Consider the following 21,770-nt stretch of genomic DNA (forward strand, 5'->3'; position numbering starts at 1 on the left):
GGGAGTGGCTGAACATTTTATTACTCTGCTTTCACACGTAAATGATTGATTACCGTTTGTGGGGCTTGGTATTCATATTTAATTTTGTCGTTCTCTTTTACTTTTTGAACTCCTTCTAGCAAAATTTTATCATTTTCAGTAAGTCCGCTTTTAATCACGTATAAATCAGGAATTTCACCTGTAATCGTGATTTCTCTAGAGGTTACTTTGTTGTTTTTATCGACAACGAAAACATATTTTTTATCCTGAATTTCATAAGTCGCTTTCTGCGGAATTACAATTGCATTTTTAAGAGGCAAGAACATTTGAACTTGTCCAGTCTCGCCATTTCTAAGCAATTTTTCAGAGTTTGGGAATCTTGCTCTAAAAGCGATATTTCCAGTTTCGTTGTTAAATTCACTTTCTATAACCTCAACATTTCCTTTATACTTAAATGTTTCGCCATTTGCTAAAACTAAATTCACTTTATTTTCTGCACGACCCTGAACATTAGTTTCATATTGAAGATATTCTGGCTCAGTAACATTGAAATAAGCGAACATTTGACTGTTGTCTGAAAGGCTTGTAAGCAATTCACCTTCGTCAATAAGACTTCCTAATTTTAATGGAATACGGTCAATTGTCCCGTCAAACGGAGCTCTGATTTCTGTAAATGATAAATGAAGTTTTGCTAAAGAAACTTCAGCTTTTGCAGATTGCAATTTAGCTTGAGCAACACTTAATTCGTTTTTAGAAACGATATTTTTATCTGCTAAAAGTTTAGCATTTTGCAATTCAATTTCAGTCGATTTTTGTTCAGCTTGTGCTTTAAGCAATTCTGCTTCATACATATTTGGCATAATTCTGAACAACAATTGGCCTTTTTTTACAAACTGACCTTCGTCAACATAAATGTTTTGTAAAAACCCTTTTTCCTGGGCACGGATTTCAATATTTCTAACAGATTTAATCTGCGAAACATATTCTTTAGTAAATACAGTGTCAATTTTTACCGGATTTGTCACAGTAAATGTTTCCACTTCTTCTTTTTCTTCTTTTTTAGTGTTACAACTAACAAGGCACACAAAGGCAATTAAGCCTGTGAACAAAATACTTCTTTTCATGATTTAGTTTGGAAATTAAGCGATTGAATGCTTGGAATACAATGATTCCTCTAGATGGAAAAATGCATCAGAAACCGATAAGTTATAACCTCACTTTTATACAAGAAGAAGTAGAAAAAAAATACATCAACAAGACAGCAGGATTACAGCTTAGGTAACCGATGTGTATTGTTGAATCAAATTCTTAATACGCGTTGCGTAATGTAAATAGGATTTGAAGGCGCAAGAAAAGGCGCAAAGATTTTAAAACGATTTGATTCATTTGTTGCAGACTGATCTGAAAATGTCAAATACCAGTTATCAAGCAAACTGTAATTAACCGCAACAAATTTAGCAGTAAGTCCATCATTAACATCATCATTTCCAAGTAAATCTTCTTCAAGATCAATATCAGCATCTTCAATAACCGAAGTGCCTCGTTCCTGATGAGTGAATTTTACACGGTGCTTTTTTACAAGGGTGTGATGGTGAGAAGCATCAAAAGTATTTGCATTCAAATATTGGCCTCCGCCAAATAGAAGCAAATTCATGAATACTAAAAATACTATTAACTTTCTCATTTGGGTGCGAAAGTAAGCAAAGTATCTAAACAAAAAAATATTTTTTAATAAGCTTTAACATTTAATAAAACCGAAAACGTTTTCATTCTTTTTTTAGGCATCATTTTTATTAAAATATTATTTTTTTATACAGAAAAATCACGAAAAAAAGGTTCTCAATTAGAATCTTATTAAGACAAGGGCTTTAATGGAGTAAATATTGCGCAAATCACAACTATCTGACTTTGTATATTTTATTCAGCAAATTTGGTTCTTTTTCTATAGCAAAATTTCCATTATAGTAAATTTTTGTTCTGCTTTAATAAAAATTTGGTGTGTATCTTTCATTTCAAATTTTTCATAAAATGATTTTTTATTGCTTCTCGCATTGCACCAAACTCGTTTTATTTTCTTTTGTTTTGCAAGATTTAAAATGAATTTTAGCAATTCTGATGCAATTCCTTTTCCTTGATAGGCCTCTAAAGTGGCTAACTTTCTAAACTGCATTTCATCTTCAGTAAAAAAACAAGAAACAATTGAAACCAGTTTTTCATCTTCAAAAGCACCAAAATGCAATCCAAAGTCATCTTCTTGTAATTGAACAAATTCAATAGGCTGTTCCGGCCACATTACTTCATGTCTGATTTGCCAAGTCTGCGAAGGCTGAATCGCTTTTATTTCCATTTTTAAAACGTATTTGATCTTTAGCCAAATTTACACCATTTAAAAATGCGGTATTCTTTTAAAGCAAAAAACACAACTACACTCATTATCAAAAAGATAACTCAAAATAAATCAGAAAAATCATTCTATTTAAATTAATAATAATTAATTTTATGGGATCAAAAACAAATAAAACCAGTTATGAAAAAATTCTTTCTTGCTTCATTATTGTGTATTTGTGCCAATGGATTTGCACAGTTAATACAAGTTGGCCCCATGTTTTCTACCAATATCACTTCTGTTATTACAGATGATTTCAGCTCAAAAAGTGCAGGAACAGATTATGGTTTTTCAGGATTTGCGAGGGTTAATTTAGCACTTTTTTATGCTCAAGGCGAATTTGGATATGCTGAATCGAAGTTTACTGTTTCGCAAACCGGAATTGGAGAAACCGAATATAAATTAGGCGGGACAGATGCAACTTTAATAGCCGGTATAAAAGTGGTTCCGCTTGGAAAACTAGGAAACGTAAGAATTTTTGTTGGATACAACTGGAAAAACTATTCCGATATCTCCGCAAGCAACAACCTTAATTTTATTGCTTTTGAACGAAATAACAGCAGTTTCTTAGGCGGTGCAGGAGTTGATTTATGGCGATTTACTATTGATTATCGATATCTCGCCGGAGTAACAGATCTAGATCCTTCGGGAAGAAGTATCAAAACGGGTGTTTCAAATTTTTCTGTAGGTTTTAAATTTTTATAAAATAGAAGACATAAAAAAAGGGAATCAAAATTGATTCCCTTTTTTTATTTCACTTTAACAAAATAGGCTTCTTCATTATCACTGGTTATTTTTTCGACACCAGTTTCGGTTTTTTTTCCGACATTAATAACTCGAAGTACATTTGTTTCTTTATTTAAGAGACAGCTCCAGATCGTTCCGTCAGAAAGAATGATATCCGAAAATGCTGCATCAAATGCATCTTTATTAAAATACTTTAAATCTTCCGTTTTAATCAGTTTTTTGATCTGTGTTTTATTGTCATTTTCATAAAACAAAATCTTGTCTTTGCTTATTTCAACTATTTCCTCTTTTTCATTTTTATCAGTACCTGTCGTCTGCGCCCAAGTAGGCTTGTTTCCAGCTAATTTCCATGTACCAATAATATAATGTAAGGCATCATCTCGCAAAATAGTTTTAAGAGTATCTACCTTTTTTATAGATTCTTTTCCTAATTCATTTTCAGGTTTAAGTTTAGATGCAATCGAAAATAAATCTAATGCTTTTTTAAAATCTGCCTTTTTATAATAGGAAACTGCCAAATCATATCTGCTTTTTTGAAATGCGATATTCGGAGCAGTTTGCGCTATATTTTTTATTGAAAATAGCATAAAAACAAGAATAAAATAATTTCTCATTGGTTTGGGGATTGTTTTTTTTAATTTCCGCAAACTTAATGAATTAATTATTCTAATAATTACGGTTTCCCACAATAATACATATAAAAAAAACTGCTTCAGTAATGAAGCAGTTTTTTAGCAAATTATTAAAAAAGCAATAAAATTTATGTCTAATTTGAAAATGAATTTAAAATCTCCATCGCTTTTTCCGTATCATCTTTATCGACAAAAATATGATCATGATAAAACGCTGCAACAACATTACAGCTAATTTCATGTTGTGAAAGTGCTTTAGAAAAAGCCGCAGTCAAACCAACCGCTTCTAGTGAAGAATGAACAGAAAGCGTAATCCAAGACATTACAATCGAATACTCCAGATGTAACCTTTCAGCAATTTCTTTTCTCAAAATCAGCGTTATGGCTTCTTCTTCTCTAAAAAACATATCAACTTCATCTAAATTTAAACCTTCCAATTTGTCTACTTTACAAAAAACATAATTTCCCAATTTATGCTCAGGTTTCATGTTTTTAAGCAACTTTTGCAGGTCTTTTTCTCCAGACATTTCTTCTTTTATTATTGTTTGTTCAACCAAAAATTATTTGCAGGTGATGCGTCCATAAAAATACCGCCATCAATAGTAATCTGTTTAATTTCTTTCTTATTTTTTAGATCTATCACTGCTAATTTTTGATTTTTCTCCCAAACTGCAGGTGTTTGATGTACAGTTTCAGCAGAATTATCAGTATAAACTACTACTATATCAAATGGAATAGCAAAACCTCCTTCATTTATAATTGAAACTTTATTTTTCTCTACACTCTTAATTGAAAGATCGATATAATTATTGGTAAAAAACCAGTTATTAAAAAACCAATTCAGATTTTTTCCTGTCGCCGAATTAATTGAATTGAAATAATCCCACGGAATTGGATGTTTTCCATTCCAATTTTCCATGTACGCATGAAGCGCCTTTTTGAAGACATCATTGCCAAGCAAATCTTTTAAAGCAATGTAAGATAGAGAAGCTTTTCCATAAGAATTATTTCCATAACCAGCATCAGAAACCTGAGACGACATCGAAATAATTGGCTGATCTTCTTCTGTTGACGCATCATTAATATAGTTTTTCACTCTAAACTCTTTGTAGAATTTATCCGCCGCTTCTTTACCATGCTCTTCAATTCCAATCAAATATTCAAAAGTTGTTGCCCAGCCTTCGTCCATAAAAGCATAACGTGTTTCATTGATTCCCATGTAAAACGGAAAGTAGGTATGCGCGACTTCATGATCTTGAACCAATTGTGCAAATTTAGGATCACCCATTTGCGAATCGTTGCACATCATTGGGTATTCCATATCGGCAAAACCTTGGAAAGCCGTCATTTTAGAAAACGGATACGGAACTCCAGGCCATTTATTCGAAAAGAAATCTAACGCATATTGATTATTTTTTACCGAAGCCTCAAAATCAGTCCCTTTCACGTCATAAGCGGCTTGAACACTCGCGCGTCTGTTTGTTTTTTTATCTACCACAACACTGCTGGCATCCCATAAATAATGATCACTTAATCCAAAACAAACATCTGAAATATGTTTCGCTTCAAATTTCCAAACATTCCAATCATTTTGTTTTGTAACCAATCCGTTTTTCATTTCCTGCTCATTTGCGATGTGCAGAATTTCATTAGTTATGTAAGATTTTTTTAAGCGCTCTGCAAATTCTGGCTGTAAGACCTCATCTGGATTAAGCAAATCTCCAGTTGCATAAACCACATAATTTTTAGGCGCTTTTACTGAATAGGTGTAATCATTAAAATCATTGTAGAATTCTTGACGATCGGTGTGAGGCAGTCTGTCCCATTTATTATAATCGTCAAAAACTGAAACACGCGGATAACTGTACGCTACAAAAAAAGTAGTTTCGTCAATTTGTCCTTCTCTCCCGCTTTCTTTAGACAAAGGATAATTCCAGTCAATATTAATTGTTGTTTTAGAATGAGGCGGAATCGCTTTTTTCATTCGAATCATTCCGACAGTTCCCCATTTTCTGCCGTCTTCTTTGTACACTTCACCAGCAATTTTCAATGAAGTAATTGTTAATCCGTCACTTAAAAAATCTTGACTTACTGAACCGCTTCTCGGTGAAGATGGTTTATGAAGATTATTTACAAATCTAATCGGTAAATTTTTTAATGTATCGTTACTATTGTTTTCGTACTCGATTGTTTCTGTTCCGCTTACTATTTTTGTTTTGGCATCAACAGTAATTTCCATTGTATATTTTCCGTGATTCTGCCAATAATTTTTCCCAGGTTTTCCGTCCATCGAACGTGTACCTTTTGCGTAAGCATCTTTTATATTTCTAGGCATATAAAGCTCTTGTGCAAAGCTGTTTTGTGCAAAAAATGCAAGAGCAATTAATAAAAACTGCAGTGAATTTTTTCTCATAAATTGTTTTAAGATTTTGATGATTTAATTGTGTATAATATTAGTGGATATTTTTAACTTATTGTTACAATTGAGTTAAAAAAAAATCAAAGTTTCAGGTTTCAAGTTTCAGGTTTCAAAAAAAACTTAGAACCTCAGCATCTTAGTCTCTTAGCATCTCACAAAAAAAACCGTCTCTTTCAAATAGAAAAAGACGGCCCCTACAATTAATATATAACCCTGATGACTACAAAATATAATCGGTATTAATGAAGTTTGATTCTTTGCTGTTTAGCAATTCCTGCAAAATTTCATTGTTATAATCGATATCTTTTGAAGCTACAAACGTACGTATTGAAAAAGAACGCAAAGCATCTGGAATACTTAAAGTTCCAACTGCCGAATCCTTACGTCCTGTAAACGGGAACGCATCTGGCCCACGCTGACAAGAACTGTTGAGGTTTACTCGGCACACTAAATTTACCAAAGCATCAATAAGCGGCGCTAAAGTTTTGATATTTTTACCAAACAAACTCACTTGCTGGCCATAATTTGATTCGGCCATATCTTCAAGAGGTTCGTTGATATCTTTGAAAGAAATAATTGGCACTACTGGACCAAATTGTTCTTCGTGATACACTCTCATCTCTTTATTTACTGGATATAAAACTGCTGGAAAAATAAAGTTTTCTGTATGCTTTCCTCCTTTTTCATTCAGGATATGTGCGCCTTTGCTTTTTGCATCGTCAATTAATCCCTGAATATAATGCGGTTTATCTGTTTCTGGAAGCGGTGTTAAAGAAACTCCTTTTTCCCACGGATTTCCGAATGCTAAACTGTCTACTTTTTCAGAGAAACGTTTGTTGAATTCTTCTCTGATAGATTCGTGAACATATAACACTTTTAAAGCTGTACAACGCTGACCGTTAAAAGATAAAGTTCCGGCAATACATTCCTGAATAGCCAAATCTAAATCGGCATCCGGAAGAATAATCGCTGGATTTTTAGCTTCTAATCCTAAAATCAAACGAAGTCTGTTTTTGTTTGGATGCTGATCCTGCAAAGCAATCGCTGATTTACTGTTTCCAATTAATGCCAAAACATCAATTTTACCCGATTTCATAATTGGCGAAGCCACTTCTCTTCCGCGTCCGTAAACAATATTGATAACGCCTTTTGGAAAACTGCTTCTAAAAGCTTCTAACAATGGCGAAATACATAAAACACCATGTTTAGCCGGTTTAAAAATCACGGTATTACCCATAATCAAAGCCGGAATCAACAAAGAAAAAGTTTCATTTAAAGGATAATTGTAAGGCCCAAGACATAAAACCACTCCAAGCGGTCCACGGCGAATCATTGCATTAACACCCTGTACTTTTTCAAAATGCGAACTGCGCCCGTTTAATTCCTTATAACTGGCAATTGTATCGTAAATATATTCAACTGTTCTGTCGAATTCTTTTTGCGAGTCGCCAAGGTTTTTTCCAATTTCCCACATTAAAAGTTTCACCACTTCTTCGCGGGTTTCCTTCATCTGCTTTACAAAATTTTCCATGCATTTGATACGATCAACCACTTTCATAGTTGGCCATAAACCTTGACCTTTATTATAGGCTGTGTTTGCAGCTTCAACCACTTCGGCAGCTTCTTTTTCTGCCATAAACGGAATCGATCCTAACAATGTTGGAGTGTATTTTTCAGTTGATGAAATCGTCGAAAATACTGGTGTAGTCTGCCCTGTCCATTTTTTCAATTCTCCATTTACAAGATAGGTATCTTGATTTATCAGACTTTTAATCTGATATTCTTCGGGTATTAAACTCATAATCTGGTAATTTATAGTTTGGTTATTAATAGCATTTTAAAACAAAAAAAGAGGCTTTTTTGCGCCTCTTCTTCTTTTTATGGTTGTATGGTGTCGCCTTCCCAATCCAGTATACCGCCAAGCAAGTTATAGGCATTTTCTATACCTAATTCATTCATAACCTGGCATGCTTTTGCACTTCTGGCACCAGAACGGCAATACACATAATAGTTTTTGTTTTTATCTAATTCTTCAATTTCATAAATAAAAGCCTGACCTTTATTAATGTCAATATTTACAGCATTTTCAATATAGCCATCATTAAATTCGTCTTCAGTTCTTACATCAAGTATAACTGCATTTTCGTCAGCGTTTAGCTGAGCAACCCAATCTTCTTGTGATAAATTCATAGTAATATGTGTTTTTGTAAAATTACGACGTTTCTATTAATTAAAAACGTACCAAATGCGATTTCGATTATTATTCTCAGAAAACGTTTTAGAGAAAGGATTATAATCAGTGAATTACAAATTTACTTACTATTTTTAAAAATTCACTCTATAAAATCGATAGAAAATAGGTTTTTTGCATTTACACAAAATACATCTTAATTAAAGTTTTCTGACAATTAATGCCAGCCGAATCTATTATCTTTGTAAAAAATTACAATTTTTAATTCGATTTTGATAAAAACATCGGGTATAACGAATAACATCTGTCAGTTCGAGCGGAGTCGAGAACCGCAAACATCTCGACTCCGCTCGATGTGACAAAATTATTTTAAATCAATGCAAAACTTCTTAAAAAATATCTTCCCCAATTTCTCCAGCGAACTCGTTACAACTATTGAAGAAAACGGAAACCAGCAAAACTTTGAAGCCGGAACCATTTTAATGCGTACCGGACAATATATCAAAAACACCGTTTTGATACTTAAAGGAAAAATCAAAATTTACCGCGAAGGCGAAGATGGCGGTGAGTTTCTAATGTATTATCTACAGCCGGGTCAAGCCTGCGCTATTTCGATGATTTGTACTGCCAAAAGTGAAAAAAGCCAAATCATGGCAAAAGTGGTCGAAGATGTTACCGTCATGATGATTCCGCTTACGCTAATGGACAAATGGATGATGGAACACCGTTCTTGGTACGAATTTGTAATAGAAACCTATAGAAGTCGTTTTGAAGAAGTCTTAGAAGTTGTCGATAATATCGCTTTCCGTTCTATGGATGAACGTTTGGAATTTTATTTAAAAAGACATTCTGATGCCTGTGGCTGTTCAGAAGTTAAACTTTCGCATCAAGAAATCGCAACCGAACTAAACACCTCTCGAGAAGTTGTTTCCAGATTATTAAAAAAAATGGAGCAAAGAGGTTTAGTCAAACTCAACCGAAACCAGATTGAATTATTGAAGTGATATTGGCCACGGATTATACTGATTAAACGGATTTTCGCTGGTTGATTTGTCACATTGAGCGAAGTCGAAATGCTGTGTGGGCTTCGACTTCGCTCAGTCTGACATACTTTTAATAATTAATCTGTGGCAATCCGTTTCATCCGTAAAATCCGTGGGCAACAATTAGGAAACAAAAAACATCCTTCTGTGATAAATGTTACTGTAGGTTTCTAATTTCCTAAGCACCTTTGCGTCAAAATAAATGCAATGGAATATTTAGGCTATTTTGCTTCAATCATAATCGGAATCTCGCTGGGCCTAATTGGTGGAGGCGGATCGATTTTGACAATTCCAATTCTGGTTTATTTATTTAAAGTAAACCCAGAGCAAGCCACTTCTTATTCTTTATTTATTGTTGGTTTGACTGCACTTTCTGGAAGTTACAGCCATTACAAAATGGGAAATTTAAAATTAAAATCGGCATTGTATTTTGCGATTCCTTCTGTGATTTCCATTTTAATTATTCGTGAAGTTATTTTTCCTCAAATTGCTTCTACCCTATTTTCAATCGCATCTTATTCGGTTTCAAAAGATTTCCTGATCATGATTGTCTTTTCAGTTTTGATGATTACGGCAGCAATTTCGATGATTCAGAAACCGCAGCCAGAAATAAAAAATGCCGAAACAAATTATATTCAATTAAGTATCATTGGCTTTTTAGTCGGAATTGTAACGGGATTTTTGGGAGCCGGCGGTGGATTTTTAATTATACCGGCGCTTTTGTTTTTTGCAAAATTACCAATGAAACAAGCCGTTGGAACTTCACTTTTAATTATCACAATCAATTCTTCAATAGGTTTTGCAGGGGATTTATATATTGGAACTTCCATAAATTATCCATTTTTATTAAGCGTTTCAGGAATGGCGCTTCTCGGAATGTTCATTGGAAGCCAGCTTTCTAAAAAAATTGACGGAGCAAAATTAAAACCGCTTTTCGGCTGGTTTGTTCTCGTAATGGGAATTTATATTATTACAAAAGAGGTTTTATTCTAAAGTTTATCACATCACATAAATTCGGCAAATTTGTGTAGATTTTAAATATTTTCAATTTAGTTCACTTGTAGAGTAATCTTTGTCAGAGTTTTACACTTTGACAAAGGTGAAACTAAAAAAAGCATTTTGCGTTTCTTGTCAATTAGCTTAGACAAAACTGACTTCATATAAAACAAAAAATTCAATGACAAGAATATATTCTTATCATTGAATTTAATAGCTGCGTTTTATGAACCAAAGTTTAATTAACGTTGTCCACCAGAAACAGCAATGGTTTCGCCCGTAATCCAATACGAATCTTCAGAAGCAAGAAATACAGCCACTTTTGCAATATCATCCGGTTTCCCTACACGGCCTAGCGGTGTTTCTGATACGTGCCATCTTTCTCCATCTCCGTTCATAACCCCAGAACTATGTGAACCTTCTGTTTCGATCAGTCCAGGATTAATAGAATTGATACGTATTTTCTTCGGTCCAAATTCTTTGGCAAGAATACGCGTCATAGCATCGACGGCATATTTAGTTTGCGTGTAAACCAATGTAGTTGGCATATCAAGTGTTGATACGATCGAACCTACATTAATGACAGCACCGCCTTTATCTCCAAATAATTTCACTGCTTGCTGAATTGTAAGTATACTGCCCAATACATTAATGTTAAACATACGGTGAAAAGATTCTTCGGTAATATCATCGATACCTGCAAAGCTGTAAACGCCTGCATTATTTACCAGTATATCAAGTTGACCAAATGTTTTTACAATTCCTTCAAAAATGCGTTTTACATCAGCTGCTTTTTCAACATTACCTTGAATTGCAATTGCTTTTCCACCATTAGTGATTATTTCCTGAACCACTTTATCGGCACCATTCTTGTCATTGGCATAATTGACAACTACTTTTGCGCCCTGATTTGCGTAAGCTTTAGCAATTCCGGCACCAATACCTTTTGATGCGCCAGTTATTAATGCGACTTTACCATTTAATTTTTGTGAATTTTCCATTTTTACTTTATTAATTATACATTGTTAATTTATAAAGCAAAGTTGGGTATTAAGTCAGGCCGAAAAGTTGAAGTATCTTAGGAAAAAAGGTTGAACTACTTCAACTTTTCTTCTTTACTTTTTCATTACGTATTTTCGATAAGAACTCTGTTGTCATGTTAAGGTACGATGCCAGAGCATATTGCGGCAATCGCTGCGCAACTTTTGGAAATTTTTCGAGAAACTCCGTATAGCGCTGCTCTGCATTTTGTGTTAGCGTTGCAACAATTCGACGCGCAAAAAATGCGGCAGACTTTTCAGCCATTATACGAAATAATGTTTCAAAATTATGAGCAGAAGCTTTTAGTTTCTGTTCGGCTTCATGATTTATTTGCAGTATCACGCTATCTTCTAAAGCTACTACAAACATCGTCGCTGGAGTTTGATATATATAACTATTATAATCCGCAATCCACCAGTCTTCGATAGCAAACTGAATGGTATGCTCGTTTCCTTTTTCATCGACAACATAAGCGCGAAAAGCTCCTTCAAGCACATAAGTTCTGTGTTTGTTTACAAATTCCGGTTGTACAATAAACTGTCTTTTCTTTATTTTTCGCACTTTAAATTCAGACAATAAAACATCCATTTCGTCCGGCAATAAAACGACTTTATTATTAATATTTTCAATAAAGGATGTCATGTCTTCCATGGATTTTAGGCTAGGATTTACAATAGATGTAAGCAGTTTTGCAAAGTTATTCTAAAAATTGGTATCAAAAACGCAGAATTGAATTGGTCTGTTTTGGGCGTTTCCTCCGGCCGGGCTATCCGCTATATCTTTTGTTCCAGAAAATATCATTTTTAATCAAGACCAAAAATTTGTCACAAAAGGATACCGCTTCTATCCCTAACGCAATATCGGGTCAATGACATTTTTCAATTTCAATATTCTATTTTTTAATTAATCGAATTTTGGTACACTGCATAATTAATTTCCTCCCTTTATTCGTTTCTTCGAATTTTTCTTCTCGTTCTATTTCAAGTTGTAAATCCTCCATCTCCAGCAATTTCAAAATATCTTTTGCCATATTCCTAACCAACTCCCATTCATGATTTGTTTCAAGTAAAAAATCATCCCAAAAATCTGGAGATTTGTCTCCACTTCTGTTGTCAAAAAATAGATCCAATTCCTCAAGTTTTTCAAGCTGTAGATTAGTTAATAAATTAAAATTTCGATATAGATCTACAGTTAATGTAAAATATGATTCAAAATCGATTGCCATTTCGTCACAAACTGCTCCATAACCTACAATTTCATCTTGTTTTTCAGCATTACTCGAAAGAGTTATTAATGTTTTTATTAATTCACAGAAATTCCAGTAAGCTAAATTCTTTTCATTACCCAAATCAGTATGACTATAATCTAATAAAGGATCAAATTCCATAATTTACATTTGTTTACCCCCAGCTAAAGCTGGAGGTAAACAAATGTATGCAAAAAAGGCTTTAGCCAAAACCACAAAGTTTGGCTAAAGCCTAATTCAAATTCAAACAAAAAACCTCCAGTTAAAACTGGAGGCAATTCATATAATTAATTCGTGAAAATTAGTGCAATTGCTTCGCCAGTTCGCTATCGCTCGGGTTGTGGCTAACAAAAAACTTAATGCTCCCCGTACCCAACATCATCCATTTTCCCGCTAAAAACGCGATACTGAATAACAAAATAAACAATCACCAAAAACAAAGCAACAAAAAACCAACTCAAACCTGCGTTTAAACCGTATTCTCCGGCTGCAGTATTATAAATCGTTAATGAAGGGTTTACATTATTCGTAGAAGGCAAAACATTCGGAAAAATTGAAACGGCTGTTGAAGCAAATCCTCCAACTAAAAATAAAGTCGAAAATACAAATCCTTGACCGTCTTTTTTAAAGGAACGGACTTTGAATAATCCTGCAATTCCAACGAAAGTCATTAACGGAAAAAACCAAAGGATTGGATTTTCAATAAAATTATGGAACGGTTGAGGTTCTATGAAATGCCAGATTCCCAAGGAAATAAAAACCAAAAGAAGCAAAACAAAGTTCAATTTGAAAACCACATTTTTAAGTTTTGGATTCAAAGATGAATTGGTTTTATAAATAATCCAGTTGGCGCCGTGAATGGTTAAAGCAACCGTGCTGACAATTCCGAGAAAAAGCGTAAACCAATCTATAATTCCCAATTCATTTGCCTGTGGACTAAAAGTTGGATTCCATAAAGGCAGGAAGAAAAAATGCGGTTCCTGAGTCGAAACACCATTTTGCACCATTCCGAGATTTACGCCTCGAACAATATTTCCTAAAGCAATTCCGAAGAAAAGTGCTAAAAGCAAACTCGCAATTCCGAACGCTTTATCCCAAATTGCTTCCCACATGTGATTATGCACTTGTCCGCGCATTTCCAATCCAATCGCACGGAAAATCAACAACCATAAAATCATAATCAAAGGCAAATAAAATCCGCTGAAAGAAGATGCATATAAAGTTGGAAAAGCAAAAAACAAAACACCTCCTGCAGCAATCAACCAAACTTCATTGGCATCCCAAAACGGGCCAATTGAATTCGTAATTACTTTTTTATCTCTTTCAGTATCGGCAAAAAATAAATGAATAATTCCTGCGCCAAAATCATAGCCGTCTAAAACCAGATAAACAGCCAAAATTCCCATTAAAACTACGTACCAAAAAAATTCCATACTTATATTTTTTCTGTTGAAAGTTCCACATGATGAGGTCCTTTATTGATAATTTTTCCAATCAAAAGCAAAAACAGCATTCCGAGTAAAAGATACAATCCGATGAAACCTAATAAAGTAAATAAGGTATTTCCGGATGAAACCGTTGGCGATGCGCCCGCCGCAGTCCGCATTAAATTGTAAACCAGCCACGGCTGTCTTCCTAATTCCGCCGTGTACCAGCCAGTTGTATTGGCGATGTACGGAAATGGCATCATAAACATGAGCGACCATAAAATCCATTTGGTTTCGAATAATTTTCCTCTGATTAACTGAAAAAGTGAGAGAACCATCAAACCAATAAACACAGTTCCGAGTCCCACCATAATATGATAGGCGTAATACAATCCCGAAATATTTGTAGGATGAATATCTTCTTCAAACTGATCTAAACCTTTAATTTCCTGATTCCAGTTTCCATACGTCAGGAAACTTAAAATATTAGGAACAGCAATTTTATTGTCGAGTTTTTTATCTTTTACATCGGGCTGACCGATTAAGACAATTTCAGAACCTTTTTTCTCGGTATGGAAAATCCCTTCCATTCCGGCAAAAGTCACAGGCTGATATTTCACAACATTTTTAGCCAGTAAATCTCCCGTTGGAACGGCAACAATGATACTCGAAATCAATCCGAAGATAACTCCGGTTTTAAGGAACAATTTTCCGAAAGAAACATTCTTATGACTTAAAATATAGAAAGCGCCAATTCCAGCAACAACAAAAGAACTTGTTACCAAAGAAGCGGCTTGATTGTGCAAATAGGAAGGCCAAAGCCACGGATTTAAAAATAAAGCCTGAAAATTATTGAGGACAAATTTTCCGTTTTCCAAAATCTCATAACCCACCGGATTCTGCATCCAAGAATGTGTCGCTATGATTAAGAATCCGCTTGCCCAGGAACCAATACAAATTAAAAGTCCGGTTACAAAATGCCATTTATGGCCGAGCAGTTTTTCTCCAAATAAAAATATTCCCAGAAAAGATGATTCAAGAAAGAAAGAAAACATTCCTTCCATCGCCAAAGTCTGACCAATAATTCCGCCAGTTAATTCGGAGAATTTAGCCCAGTTTGTCCCGAATTGAAATTCCATGGGAATTCCGGTTACAACGCCCATCGCAAAATTCAGCGCAAAGATTTTCATCCAGAAATGCGTGGCGTGGTTATATTGCTCGTCTTTAGTCTTAAGGTATTTCCATTTGAAGTACACAATGATCAAAGAAAGACCCATTGTAAGTTGCGGAAAAAGATAGTGAAAGGTAATTGTGAAGGCGAATTGCATTCGGTCATAAAAAAGCATTTCTTCCATTGTAGTGGTATTTGGTTTTATGAAGTCCCACAAATTTAACCATTACAACCCGAAATGTTGCCTTTAAAAAAAAGTTTCTCGCTTGATATTTGTGAAACTTTTCAACAATTTAAAAAGTAGAAAGTACACTTAATGATTCCGCTATTATTATCTCTACTCTTTCTTCAAAATCCCTTTTTCAACGCTCTCGTTTATCAAACCTTCAGCATAATTCCATAAAGATGTTGAACCATTTTTTATGACGCTTTTTTTCTCATAAACCTTATCGTATCTTACATCAAACTCTTTCCAGGTTCCGCCGTTATTAGAAGTATTCTGCAATAAAGGTTCTAATCTGTCCATTGATCTTGCAAATTTAGCTTCGTTGGTTTCTCCGGCTTCGAATTCTTCCCAAATGGCGATAAAATCTTCAGCTTGTTTCTTTGGAAGCAAACCAAAAATTCTATTCGCCGCTAATCGTTCTTCATCCGTATTATCATGATTTTTTACAGTATCATAAATAAAAACATCTCCCGCATCGATTTCTACAATGTCGTGGATAAGCACCATTTTTACGACTTTCAAAACATCAATTGGCTCATTTGAATGTTCTGCTAAAACAATTGCCATTAAAGCCAAATGCCAGCTGTGTTCAGCATCATTTTCACATCGGTCACTGTTAAACAATTTTGTCTTTCGCTGAATGTATTTTACTTTATCAATTTCTTTTATAAAAGCAATTTGATCTAATAAATCTTTTGTATTCATATAACTGATTATTTTTTTTCTGAAAAATGACATTCGTCATATGCAAAATTAAAGCTTAAAGCGTAATTGCTCAACTTTAATTACTTAAATAACTCATAGGATGAAAATTCACTTCTTTTTACAACCAAAACAAATTTCTGTAACATTAGTCACCTATTTTACGGAAAAACAAACTTACCTTTGCGTACCAAATTTTAGATTTCCAAATCATGAAAATTGAACAAATCTACACCGGATGCCTTGCGCAGGGTGCATACTATATCACTTCAGACGGCGAAGCGGCAATTATTGATCCGCTTAGAGAAATTCAGCCCTATTTAGATCGTTTAGAACGCGACAACGTTACCTTAAAATACATTTTTGAAACGCATTTCCACGCCGATTTCGTTTCCGGCCATGTTGATTTAAGCAAAGAAACCGGAGCACCAATTGTTTACGGACCAAATGCTGCCTGTGAATTTGAATGCATTTCTGCGAAAGACAATCAGGAATTTAAAATCGGAAAAATTACGATTAAAGTATTGCATACTCCGGGACACACGATGGAAAGTACTACTTTTTTATTGATTGATGAAAACGGAAAAGATCATGCAATTTTTTCTGGCGATACCTTATTTATTGGTGATGTTGGACGTCCAGATTTGGCACAAAAAGCAGCCGGAATGACACAGGATCAATTGGCCGGAATTTTATTTCACTCTTTAAGAAATAAAATTATGACTTTGGCCGATGAGGTTATTGTTTATCCAGCGCACGGTGCGGGAAGCGCCTGCGGGAAAAACATGAGCAAAGAAACCGTTTCGACAATCGGAAATCAAAAAGCAACCAACTATGCTTTGCGCGCTAATATGACCGAGGAAGAATTTATAACAGAAGTAACTGACGGTTTATTACCTCCTCCTGCCTATTTCAGCATGAACGTTGCGATGAACAAGCAAGGCTACGAAAGTTTTGAAACCGTTTTGCATAACGGAATGAAAGCGATTAAAGCCGAAGAGTTTGAGGCTGTTGCCGAAGAAACCGGAGCTTTGATCCTAGACACAAGAAGTGCTGCTGATTTCAGCAAAGGATTTATTCCACAGTCGATTAATATTGGAATCAATGGTGATTTTGCGCCATGGGTTGGAACTTTGATTGCTGATGTAAAACAGCCAATTATATTAGTTACTTCTGCAGGTATGGAAGAAGAAACTGTTACGCGTTTAAGCCGTGTAGGTTTTGACGCCATTATTGGACATCTTGAAGGCGGTTTTGAAACTTGGCAAAAAGCAGGTTTTGAAATTGATACCGTAAATAGAATTACTGCTGCGCAATTTGCTAAAAAAGTCAAAATTGATACCGATAAAATTATCGATATCCGCAAAGAAACTGAATACGAAGCAGAACATATTGAAGAGGCTTACAGTAAACCTCTGGCTTATATTAATGATTGGGTAAAAGACATTGACCCAAATGAGCATTTTTATTTACACTGTGCCGGCGGTTACCGCAGTATGATTGCGGCTTCGATTTTGCAGGCTCGCGGTTTTAGAAATTTTTCTGAAATTGAAGGCGGTTTTGGAGCGATTTCAAAAACAGAAATTCCAAAATCAGATTTTGTTTGTCAGAGTAAGGTTTTGAAAGCATAAACATTGAACATAAATTTTTACCGTTAAGATATTAAGTTAATTAAGTTGGAATGCTTAATTTTTCTTCTTTGAAAGTTTCATTAAGTTAGATTTGCTTAATATCTTAATGGTTAAAAACAAAAAGCACTTAATTTTAGTTATGAGTATATTAGAAATTATAAAAGAACCTTGGCCTTGGTATGTTGCAGGTCCGCTGATTGGATTAACTGTTCCTATTTTATTAATAATCGGAAATAAATCTTTCGGGATTAGTTCTTCGCTTCGACATATTTGTGCGGCTTGTATTCCGGCGAATATTTCGTTTTTTAAATACGATTGGAAAAAAGAAAGCTGGAATTTATTTTTTGTTTTCGGAATTTTTCTTGGAGGCGCTATCGCAGCTTATTTTCTGTCAAATCCAAATGCGGTTGAAATTACACCACAGCTTTCAGAACAATTAGCATCGTACGGAATTACAGATCATTCCGGATTATTGCCAAAAGAACTTTTTTCCTGGGAAAGTTTATTCACGCTTCGCGGATTTATCATGATTGTCATTGGCGGATTTTTAGTTGGTTTCGGGACGCGTTACGCGGGCGGATGCACCAGCGGTCATGCTATTATGGGATTATCAAATTTGCAATGGCCTTCATTAGTTGCCACAATCTGTTTTATGATTGGTGGTTTTGTAATGTCGCTTTTGATTTTGCCTTATATTCTTTCACTTTAAAATTTCAAAAATGAGTAATCTAGAAAATACAGATACTGAAGGAATCAACGCAAGCGAGAAAAAAGAAGCCGGATTCGCAAATCTTAAATATTTAATTGTCGGTATCTTTTTCGGAATTGTATTTGTAAAAGCAGAAATTATCAGCTGGTTCCGTATTCAGGAAATGTTCCATTTGCAGTCGTTTTTTATGTATGGCGTAATTGGAAGCGCAGTTGCTGTTGGACTTATATCTGTTCAACTGATAAAAAAATTCAACATTAAAACCCTTCAGGGCGAGAAAATCGAAATTCAGCCAAAGACTTTCAGCAAAGGACAAATTTATGGCGGATTAATGTTCGGTTTTGGATGGGCGATTACCGGAGCTTGTCCAGGTCCGCTTTTTGCTCAAATTGGAACTGGAGTTACTGTAATTATAGTTACTTTATTAAGTGCTATTGCCGGAACTTGGTTTTATGGTTTGATTAAAGATAAATTGCCTCACTAAAAAATGAATACAGCAGAAAAGTTATCGTTACGAAAAGCAAATCTTTCAGAAATACCTGAAATTTGGAATATTCTACAAGATGCAATTGAACAAAGACGACTAGACGGAAGCACACAATGGCAAGACGGTTATCCAAATGAAGTTTCAATTGAAAATGATATAAAAAATGGATATGCTTATGTATTAACCGAAAACGAATCGATTTTGTGTTACGCTGCTATTATTTTTGATAAAGAACCAGCTTACGATGACATCGAAGGCAAATGGCTTACTAATGGCGATTATGTTGTAATACATCGTGTTGCAGTTTCTAAATTGGCAAAAGGAAAAGGAATTGCCACAAAACTATTTGAAAGCATTGAAGGTTTATGCCTTGAAAATAATGTTTACAGTATTAAGGTAGACACCAATTTTGATAATATTCCGATGTTGAAAATTCTTGACAGATTAAAATATACCTATTGCGGCGAAGTCTATTTTAGAGGTTCAGCGCGAAAAGCTTATGAAAAACAGTTGTTTTAAGTTTTTTATTTTAAAACATTACATAATAAAACCCGACAGCTTTCGAAACCTGTCGGGTTTCTTGTATACTGTGCTCGCGTGAGGGATAGAAGGAAGCTACCGAAGTAGCCCGTATAGCCCGACAGTATTTAAGAAATGGCCTCATAAACGTAAAGTATATTAGGCCTTTTTTTAAATAGTGGCACGCCCAGATGATCAAACTTTACATTCTGTTAAAACCAATTATTTGAGAAAATTAAAACTTAAACGTATCTTTATCAAGCATTTAAAATACCAAATAAAGATTATTCGGAAATTTTAAAAAATAATATTATTTTTACACTAATTATATAGGCTTTGTCAAGTTAATAATTCGCCATTATTTGAATTAACAAAAAATTAACATGACATTTGTATATACAAATATTAAAAGCTATACATTTGTATATACAAATTATACACTTACGACTATGACAATTGAAGAGGTTATTAAGAGTACAGTTAAGATGGATAATGCGAAAAAAGTTATTCTGAATATTATGTACACACAGAATGTGATTCAGGATCATTTCAACGAGTTGATAAAACCGTATGATTTATCTGGAGAACAATATAATGTACTGCGTATATTAAGAGGACAAAAAGGAAATCCTGCTAATATGTGTGTGATACAAGAACGTATGTTAGCCAAAACGAGTAACACAACCCGATTAGTTGACAAATTATTACTGAAAGAATTCGTAACAAGAAATGTTTGTCCTGATAATCGACGAAAAATCGAAGTTTCGATTACTCAAAAAGGATTAGATGTATTAAAAGAATTAGACCCGAAGGTAGATGAGCACGAACGCATATTTGCCGATAATATAAGCCCAGAAGAATTAGAATTATTAAACAAGTTATTAGAAAAATACCGAACCCAACAAAATTAATATTTATGAGCACATTATTAGACAATTTAAATTGGAGATATGCTACCAAAAAATTTGATGCAACTAAAAAAATTGCTGCAGCAGATTTAAATACATTAAAAGAAGCTGTTAGACTAGCTGCTTCTTCATACGGATTACAGCCTTATAAAGTTGTTATCGTAGAAAATCCTGAAATTAGAGAAAAATTAAAAGCTGCAGCTTACGGGCAAACGCAAATTACTGATGCTTCTCAGCTTTTCATTTTTGCAAATGACTTAAATGCAGGACCAGAATCTGTAGATGCGTACATCAAAAATATCAGTGAAACAAGAGGAGTTCCTGCTGATGCTTTAGCTGGATTCAGCGATATGATGAAAGGTACTCTTGCTAACTTATCTCAAGATGCTAAAAATATCTGGACAGCAAAACAAACTTACATTGCTTTAGGAACTTTACTTGCTGCAGCTGCTGAATTAAAAATTGATGCAACTCCAATGGAAGGTTTTAATCCTGCTGCATTCAACGAAATCTTAGGTTTTGACAAATTAGGTTTAAACGCTTCAGTTATTGCAACTGTTGGTTACAGACATGATGAGGACGACGCTCAGCATTACAAAAAAGTTAGAAAATCTCACGAAGAATTATTTATCACTCTATAATTATTATTAATCCAAATTCAATTTTAACAACATGAAAAATTTAAAAACAATTGCAATAGCATTATTCGTAGCAGCGGCTAGTATTTCAGTAAATGCTCAAACTAAAAAAATCGACGCAAAAGCATCTACTATCAAATGGGTAGGTAAAAAAGTAACTGGAGAGCACTCTGGAACAGTAAACTTCAAAGAAGGTGCTGTAGTTTTCAAAGGAAAAAAATTAGTTGGTGGTTCATTCACTGTTGATATGACTTCATTAACTTCTACAGATTTAACTGGAGAATACCAAGGAAAATTAAACGGTCACTTAAAAGCTGACGATTTCTTTGGAACTGACAAATTCCCAACTGCAAAATTAGTTTTCAAAACTATCGGTGCTAAAGCAACTGACGTTTATACTGTAACTGCTGATTTAACTATCAAAGGAATTACTAAACCAGTAACTTTTGATATCACTGTAGCTGGAAACACTGCAACTACAGCTTTCAAAGTTGACAGAACTAAATATGACATTAAATATGGTTCAGGAAGTTTCTTCGAAGGTTTAGGAGACAAAACTATCAACGACGAATTTGAATTGGCTGTAGCTTTAAAATTCTAATATTTTAAAATTTACAAGTTCTTATAAAAACAAACCCCAACAGTTTATACTGTTGGGGTTTGTTTTTTATG

The 21,770-nt window shown here is 34.3% G+C and carries 24 protein-coding genes; 10 read left to right on the top strand and 14 right to left on the bottom strand.

Annotation, left to right across the window (positions count from 1 at the left end; all coding sequences use genetic code 11):
* Nucleotides 1–20 precede the first annotated feature (20 nt).
* The 3 genes from GKZ88_RS08865 to GKZ88_RS08875 all read right to left on the bottom strand — a co-directional run bounded on the left by GKZ88_RS08865 (nt 21) and on the right by GKZ88_RS08875 (nt 2,326).
* Nucleotides 21–1,103 carry an efflux RND transporter periplasmic adaptor subunit gene (locus GKZ88_RS08865; protein ID WP_155102012.1) on the bottom strand — a complete coding sequence of 361 codons (1,083 nt, stop codon included), beginning with the start codon at nt 1,101–1,103 and terminating at the stop codon, nt 21–23.
* Between the two features lie 176 nt (nt 1,104–1,279).
* A complete protein-coding gene (locus GKZ88_RS08870; protein ID WP_155102013.1) occupies nt 1,280–1,663 on the bottom strand; it encodes a hypothetical protein in 384 nt (127 codons plus the stop codon).
* A gap of 258 nt (nt 1,664–1,921) precedes the next feature.
* The gene (locus GKZ88_RS08875; RefSeq protein ID WP_155102014.1) at nt 1,922–2,326 is read right to left on the bottom strand and encodes a GNAT family N-acetyltransferase; all 405 of its coding nucleotides are present in this window, start codon (nt 2,324–2,326) and stop codon (nt 1,922–1,924) included.
* Between the two features lie 180 nt (nt 2,327–2,506).
* Between GKZ88_RS08875 and GKZ88_RS08880 the strand changes: the two genes are divergently transcribed.
* Entirely contained in the window at nt 2,507–3,070 is a 564-nt protein-coding gene (locus GKZ88_RS08880) for a hypothetical protein (RefSeq protein WP_155102015.1), read from the top strand.
* Nucleotides 3,071–3,114: 44 nt separating this feature from the next.
* Here GKZ88_RS08880 and GKZ88_RS08885 read toward each other — a convergent pair whose 3' ends face one another.
* From GKZ88_RS08885 to GKZ88_RS08905, 5 genes are all read right to left on the bottom strand, one after another.
* Entirely contained in the window at nt 3,115–3,726 is a 612-nt protein-coding gene (locus GKZ88_RS08885) for a hypothetical protein (protein ID WP_155102016.1), read from the bottom strand.
* Between the two features lie 152 nt (nt 3,727–3,878).
* Nucleotides 3,879–4,271: an ACT domain-containing protein gene (locus GKZ88_RS08890; RefSeq protein WP_155102017.1), complete on the bottom strand. Its 393-nt coding sequence runs from the start codon at nt 4,269–4,271 to the stop codon at nt 3,879–3,881.
* 11 nt (nt 4,272–4,282) lie between these two features.
* The gene (locus tag GKZ88_RS08895; protein ID WP_196216463.1) at nt 4,283–6,157 is read right to left on the bottom strand and encodes a M1 family metallopeptidase; all 1,875 of its coding nucleotides are present in this window, start codon (nt 6,155–6,157) and stop codon (nt 4,283–4,285) included.
* A gap of 226 nt (nt 6,158–6,383) precedes the next feature.
* Nucleotides 6,384–7,964 carry an NADP-dependent glyceraldehyde-3-phosphate dehydrogenase gene (locus GKZ88_RS08900; RefSeq protein WP_155102018.1) on the bottom strand — a complete coding sequence of 527 codons (1,581 nt, stop codon included), beginning with the start codon at nt 7,962–7,964 and terminating at the stop codon, nt 6,384–6,386.
* Between the two features lie 77 nt (nt 7,965–8,041).
* Nucleotides 8,042–8,353 (bottom strand): rhodanese-like domain-containing protein, encoded by a 312-nt coding sequence (locus GKZ88_RS08905; protein ID WP_155102019.1) that lies wholly within the window; start codon nt 8,351–8,353, stop codon nt 8,042–8,044.
* A 378-nt stretch (nt 8,354–8,731) separates the two neighbouring features.
* Here GKZ88_RS08905 and GKZ88_RS08910 point away from each other — a divergent pair, with 378 nt between their 5' ends.
* Nucleotides 8,732–9,358 (top strand): Crp/Fnr family transcriptional regulator, encoded by a 627-nt coding sequence (locus tag GKZ88_RS08910; protein ID WP_155102020.1) that lies wholly within the window; start codon nt 8,732–8,734, stop codon nt 9,356–9,358.
* Between the two features lie 246 nt (nt 9,359–9,604).
* Nucleotides 9,605–10,390 carry a sulfite exporter TauE/SafE family protein gene (locus GKZ88_RS08915; RefSeq protein ID WP_155102021.1) on the top strand — a complete coding sequence of 262 codons (786 nt, stop codon included), beginning with the start codon at nt 9,605–9,607 and terminating at the stop codon, nt 10,388–10,390.
* Nucleotides 10,391–10,635: 245 nt separating this feature from the next.
* Here the strand turns inward: GKZ88_RS08915 and GKZ88_RS08920 are convergent, their stop codons facing one another.
* The 6 genes from GKZ88_RS08920 to GKZ88_RS08945 all read right to left on the bottom strand — a co-directional run bounded on the left by GKZ88_RS08920 (nt 10,636) and on the right by GKZ88_RS08945 (nt 16,209).
* Nucleotides 10,636–11,394, bottom strand: a complete 759-nt coding sequence (locus tag GKZ88_RS08920) for a glucose 1-dehydrogenase (protein ID WP_155102022.1) — start codon at nt 11,392–11,394, stop codon at nt 10,636–10,638.
* Nucleotides 11,395–11,494: 100 nt separating this feature from the next.
* Nucleotides 11,495–12,076 carry a Crp/Fnr family transcriptional regulator gene (locus tag GKZ88_RS08925; RefSeq protein ID WP_230392488.1) on the bottom strand — a complete coding sequence of 194 codons (582 nt, stop codon included), beginning with the start codon at nt 12,074–12,076 and terminating at the stop codon, nt 11,495–11,497.
* 250 nt (nt 12,077–12,326) lie between these two features.
* On the bottom strand, nt 12,327–12,821 hold the full coding sequence (locus GKZ88_RS08930; protein ID WP_155102024.1) for a hypothetical protein: 495 nt from the start codon (nt 12,819–12,821) through the stop codon (nt 12,327–12,329).
* Nucleotides 12,822–13,036: 215 nt separating this feature from the next.
* A complete protein-coding gene (gene cydB / locus GKZ88_RS08935; RefSeq protein ID WP_155102025.1) occupies nt 13,037–14,113 on the bottom strand; it encodes a cytochrome d ubiquinol oxidase subunit II in 1,077 nt (358 codons plus the stop codon).
* A gap of 2 nt (nt 14,114–14,115) precedes the next feature.
* A complete protein-coding gene (locus GKZ88_RS08940) occupies nt 14,116–15,462 on the bottom strand; it encodes a cytochrome ubiquinol oxidase subunit I (protein WP_155102026.1) in 1,347 nt (448 codons plus the stop codon).
* A 153-nt stretch (nt 15,463–15,615) separates the two neighbouring features.
* Complete coding sequence (locus GKZ88_RS08945; RefSeq protein ID WP_155102027.1) at nt 15,616–16,209, bottom strand: HD domain-containing protein; 594 nt, start codon at nt 16,207–16,209, stop codon at nt 15,616–15,618.
* 209 nt (nt 16,210–16,418) lie between these two features.
* Here GKZ88_RS08945 and GKZ88_RS08950 point away from each other — a divergent pair, with 209 nt between their 5' ends.
* The 7 genes from GKZ88_RS08950 to GKZ88_RS08980 all read left to right on the top strand — a co-directional run bounded on the left by GKZ88_RS08950 (nt 16,419) and on the right by GKZ88_RS08980 (nt 21,699).
* A complete protein-coding gene (locus tag GKZ88_RS08950) occupies nt 16,419–17,837 on the top strand; it encodes an MBL fold metallo-hydrolase (RefSeq protein WP_155102028.1) in 1,419 nt (472 codons plus the stop codon).
* Nucleotides 17,838–17,982: 145 nt separating this feature from the next.
* Nucleotides 17,983–18,546, top strand: a complete 564-nt coding sequence (locus GKZ88_RS08955) for a YeeE/YedE thiosulfate transporter family protein (protein ID WP_347343865.1) — start codon at nt 17,983–17,985, stop codon at nt 18,544–18,546.
* Nucleotides 18,547–18,556: 10 nt separating this feature from the next.
* The gene (locus GKZ88_RS08960) at nt 18,557–19,030 is read left to right on the top strand and encodes a DUF6691 family protein (RefSeq protein ID WP_155102030.1); all 474 of its coding nucleotides are present in this window, start codon (nt 18,557–18,559) and stop codon (nt 19,028–19,030) included.
* Between the two features lie 3 nt (nt 19,031–19,033).
* On the top strand, nt 19,034–19,552 hold the full coding sequence (locus GKZ88_RS08965) for a GNAT family N-acetyltransferase (protein WP_155102031.1): 519 nt from the start codon (nt 19,034–19,036) through the stop codon (nt 19,550–19,552).
* Between the two features lie 449 nt (nt 19,553–20,001).
* A complete protein-coding gene (locus tag GKZ88_RS08970; protein ID WP_155102129.1) occupies nt 20,002–20,463 on the top strand; it encodes a MarR family transcriptional regulator in 462 nt (153 codons plus the stop codon).
* 5 nt (nt 20,464–20,468) lie between these two features.
* Nucleotides 20,469–21,101 (top strand): NAD(P)H-dependent oxidoreductase, encoded by a 633-nt coding sequence (locus tag GKZ88_RS08975; protein WP_155102032.1) that lies wholly within the window; start codon nt 20,469–20,471, stop codon nt 21,099–21,101.
* Nucleotides 21,102–21,132: 31 nt separating this feature from the next.
* Entirely contained in the window at nt 21,133–21,699 is a 567-nt protein-coding gene (locus tag GKZ88_RS08980; protein ID WP_155102033.1) for a YceI family protein, read from the top strand.
* Nucleotides 21,700–21,770 lie beyond the last annotated feature (71 nt).

The organism is Flavobacterium sp. LC2016-01, from assembly GCF_009711135.1.
Lineage (GTDB): Bacteria > Bacteroidota > Bacteroidia > Flavobacteriales > Flavobacteriaceae > Flavobacterium.

What these genes read in the sequence shown, in the direction of transcription:
- GKZ88_RS08865 (WP_155102012.1), bottom strand. Translation starts at nt 1,103, where the DNA reads ATGAAAAGAAGTATTTTGTTCACAGGCTTAATTGCCTTTGTGTGCCTT.
- GKZ88_RS08870 (WP_155102013.1), bottom strand. Translation starts at nt 1,663, where the DNA reads ATGAGAAAGTTAATAGTATTTTTAGTATTCATGAATTTGCTTCTATTT.
- GKZ88_RS08875 (WP_155102014.1), bottom strand. Translation starts at nt 2,326, where the DNA reads ATGGAAATAAAAGCGATTCAGCCTTCGCAGACTTGGCAAATCAGACAT.
- GKZ88_RS08880 (WP_155102015.1), top strand. Translation starts at nt 2,507, where the DNA reads ATGAAAAAATTCTTTCTTGCTTCATTATTGTGTATTTGTGCCAATGGA.
- GKZ88_RS08885 (WP_155102016.1), bottom strand. Translation starts at nt 3,726, where the DNA reads ATGAGAAATTATTTTATTCTTGTTTTTATGCTATTTTCAATAAAAAAT.
- GKZ88_RS08890 (WP_155102017.1), bottom strand. Translation starts at nt 4,271, where the DNA reads ATGTCTGGAGAAAAAGACCTGCAAAAGTTGCTTAAAAACATGAAACCT.
- GKZ88_RS08895 (WP_196216463.1), bottom strand. Translation starts at nt 6,157, where the DNA reads ATGAGAAAAAATTCACTGCAGTTTTTATTAATTGCTCTTGCATTTTTT.
- GKZ88_RS08900 (WP_155102018.1), bottom strand. Translation starts at nt 7,964, where the DNA reads ATGAGTTTAATACCCGAAGAATATCAGATTAAAAGTCTGATAAATCAA.
- GKZ88_RS08905 (WP_155102019.1), bottom strand. Translation starts at nt 8,353, where the DNA reads ATGAATTTATCACAAGAAGATTGGGTTGCTCAGCTAAACGCTGACGAA.
- GKZ88_RS08910 (WP_155102020.1), top strand. Translation starts at nt 8,732, where the DNA reads ATGCAAAACTTCTTAAAAAATATCTTCCCCAATTTCTCCAGCGAACTC.
- GKZ88_RS08915 (WP_155102021.1), top strand. Translation starts at nt 9,605, where the DNA reads ATGGAATATTTAGGCTATTTTGCTTCAATCATAATCGGAATCTCGCTG.
- GKZ88_RS08920 (WP_155102022.1), bottom strand. Translation starts at nt 11,394, where the DNA reads ATGGAAAATTCACAAAAATTAAATGGTAAAGTCGCATTAATAACTGGC.
- GKZ88_RS08925 (WP_230392488.1), bottom strand. Translation starts at nt 12,076, where the DNA reads ATGACATCCTTTATTGAAAATATTAATAATAAAGTCGTTTTATTGCCG.
- GKZ88_RS08930 (WP_155102024.1), bottom strand. Translation starts at nt 12,821, where the DNA reads ATGGAATTTGATCCTTTATTAGATTATAGTCATACTGATTTGGGTAAT.
- cydB (WP_155102025.1), bottom strand. Translation starts at nt 14,113, where the DNA reads ATGGAATTTTTTTGGTACGTAGTTTTAATGGGAATTTTGGCTGTTTAT.
- GKZ88_RS08940 (WP_155102026.1), bottom strand. Translation starts at nt 15,462, where the DNA reads ATGGAAGAAATGCTTTTTTATGACCGAATGCAATTCGCCTTCACAATT.
- GKZ88_RS08945 (WP_155102027.1), bottom strand. Translation starts at nt 16,209, where the DNA reads ATGAATACAAAAGATTTATTAGATCAAATTGCTTTTATAAAAGAAATT.
- GKZ88_RS08950 (WP_155102028.1), top strand. Translation starts at nt 16,419, where the DNA reads ATGAAAATTGAACAAATCTACACCGGATGCCTTGCGCAGGGTGCATAC.
- GKZ88_RS08960 (WP_155102030.1), top strand. Translation starts at nt 18,557, where the DNA reads ATGAGTAATCTAGAAAATACAGATACTGAAGGAATCAACGCAAGCGAG.
- GKZ88_RS08965 (WP_155102031.1), top strand. Translation starts at nt 19,034, where the DNA reads ATGAATACAGCAGAAAAGTTATCGTTACGAAAAGCAAATCTTTCAGAA.
- GKZ88_RS08970 (WP_155102129.1), top strand. Translation starts at nt 20,002, where the DNA reads ATGACAATTGAAGAGGTTATTAAGAGTACAGTTAAGATGGATAATGCG.
- GKZ88_RS08975 (WP_155102032.1), top strand. Translation starts at nt 20,469, where the DNA reads ATGAGCACATTATTAGACAATTTAAATTGGAGATATGCTACCAAAAAA.
- GKZ88_RS08980 (WP_155102033.1), top strand. Translation starts at nt 21,133, where the DNA reads ATGAAAAATTTAAAAACAATTGCAATAGCATTATTCGTAGCAGCGGCT.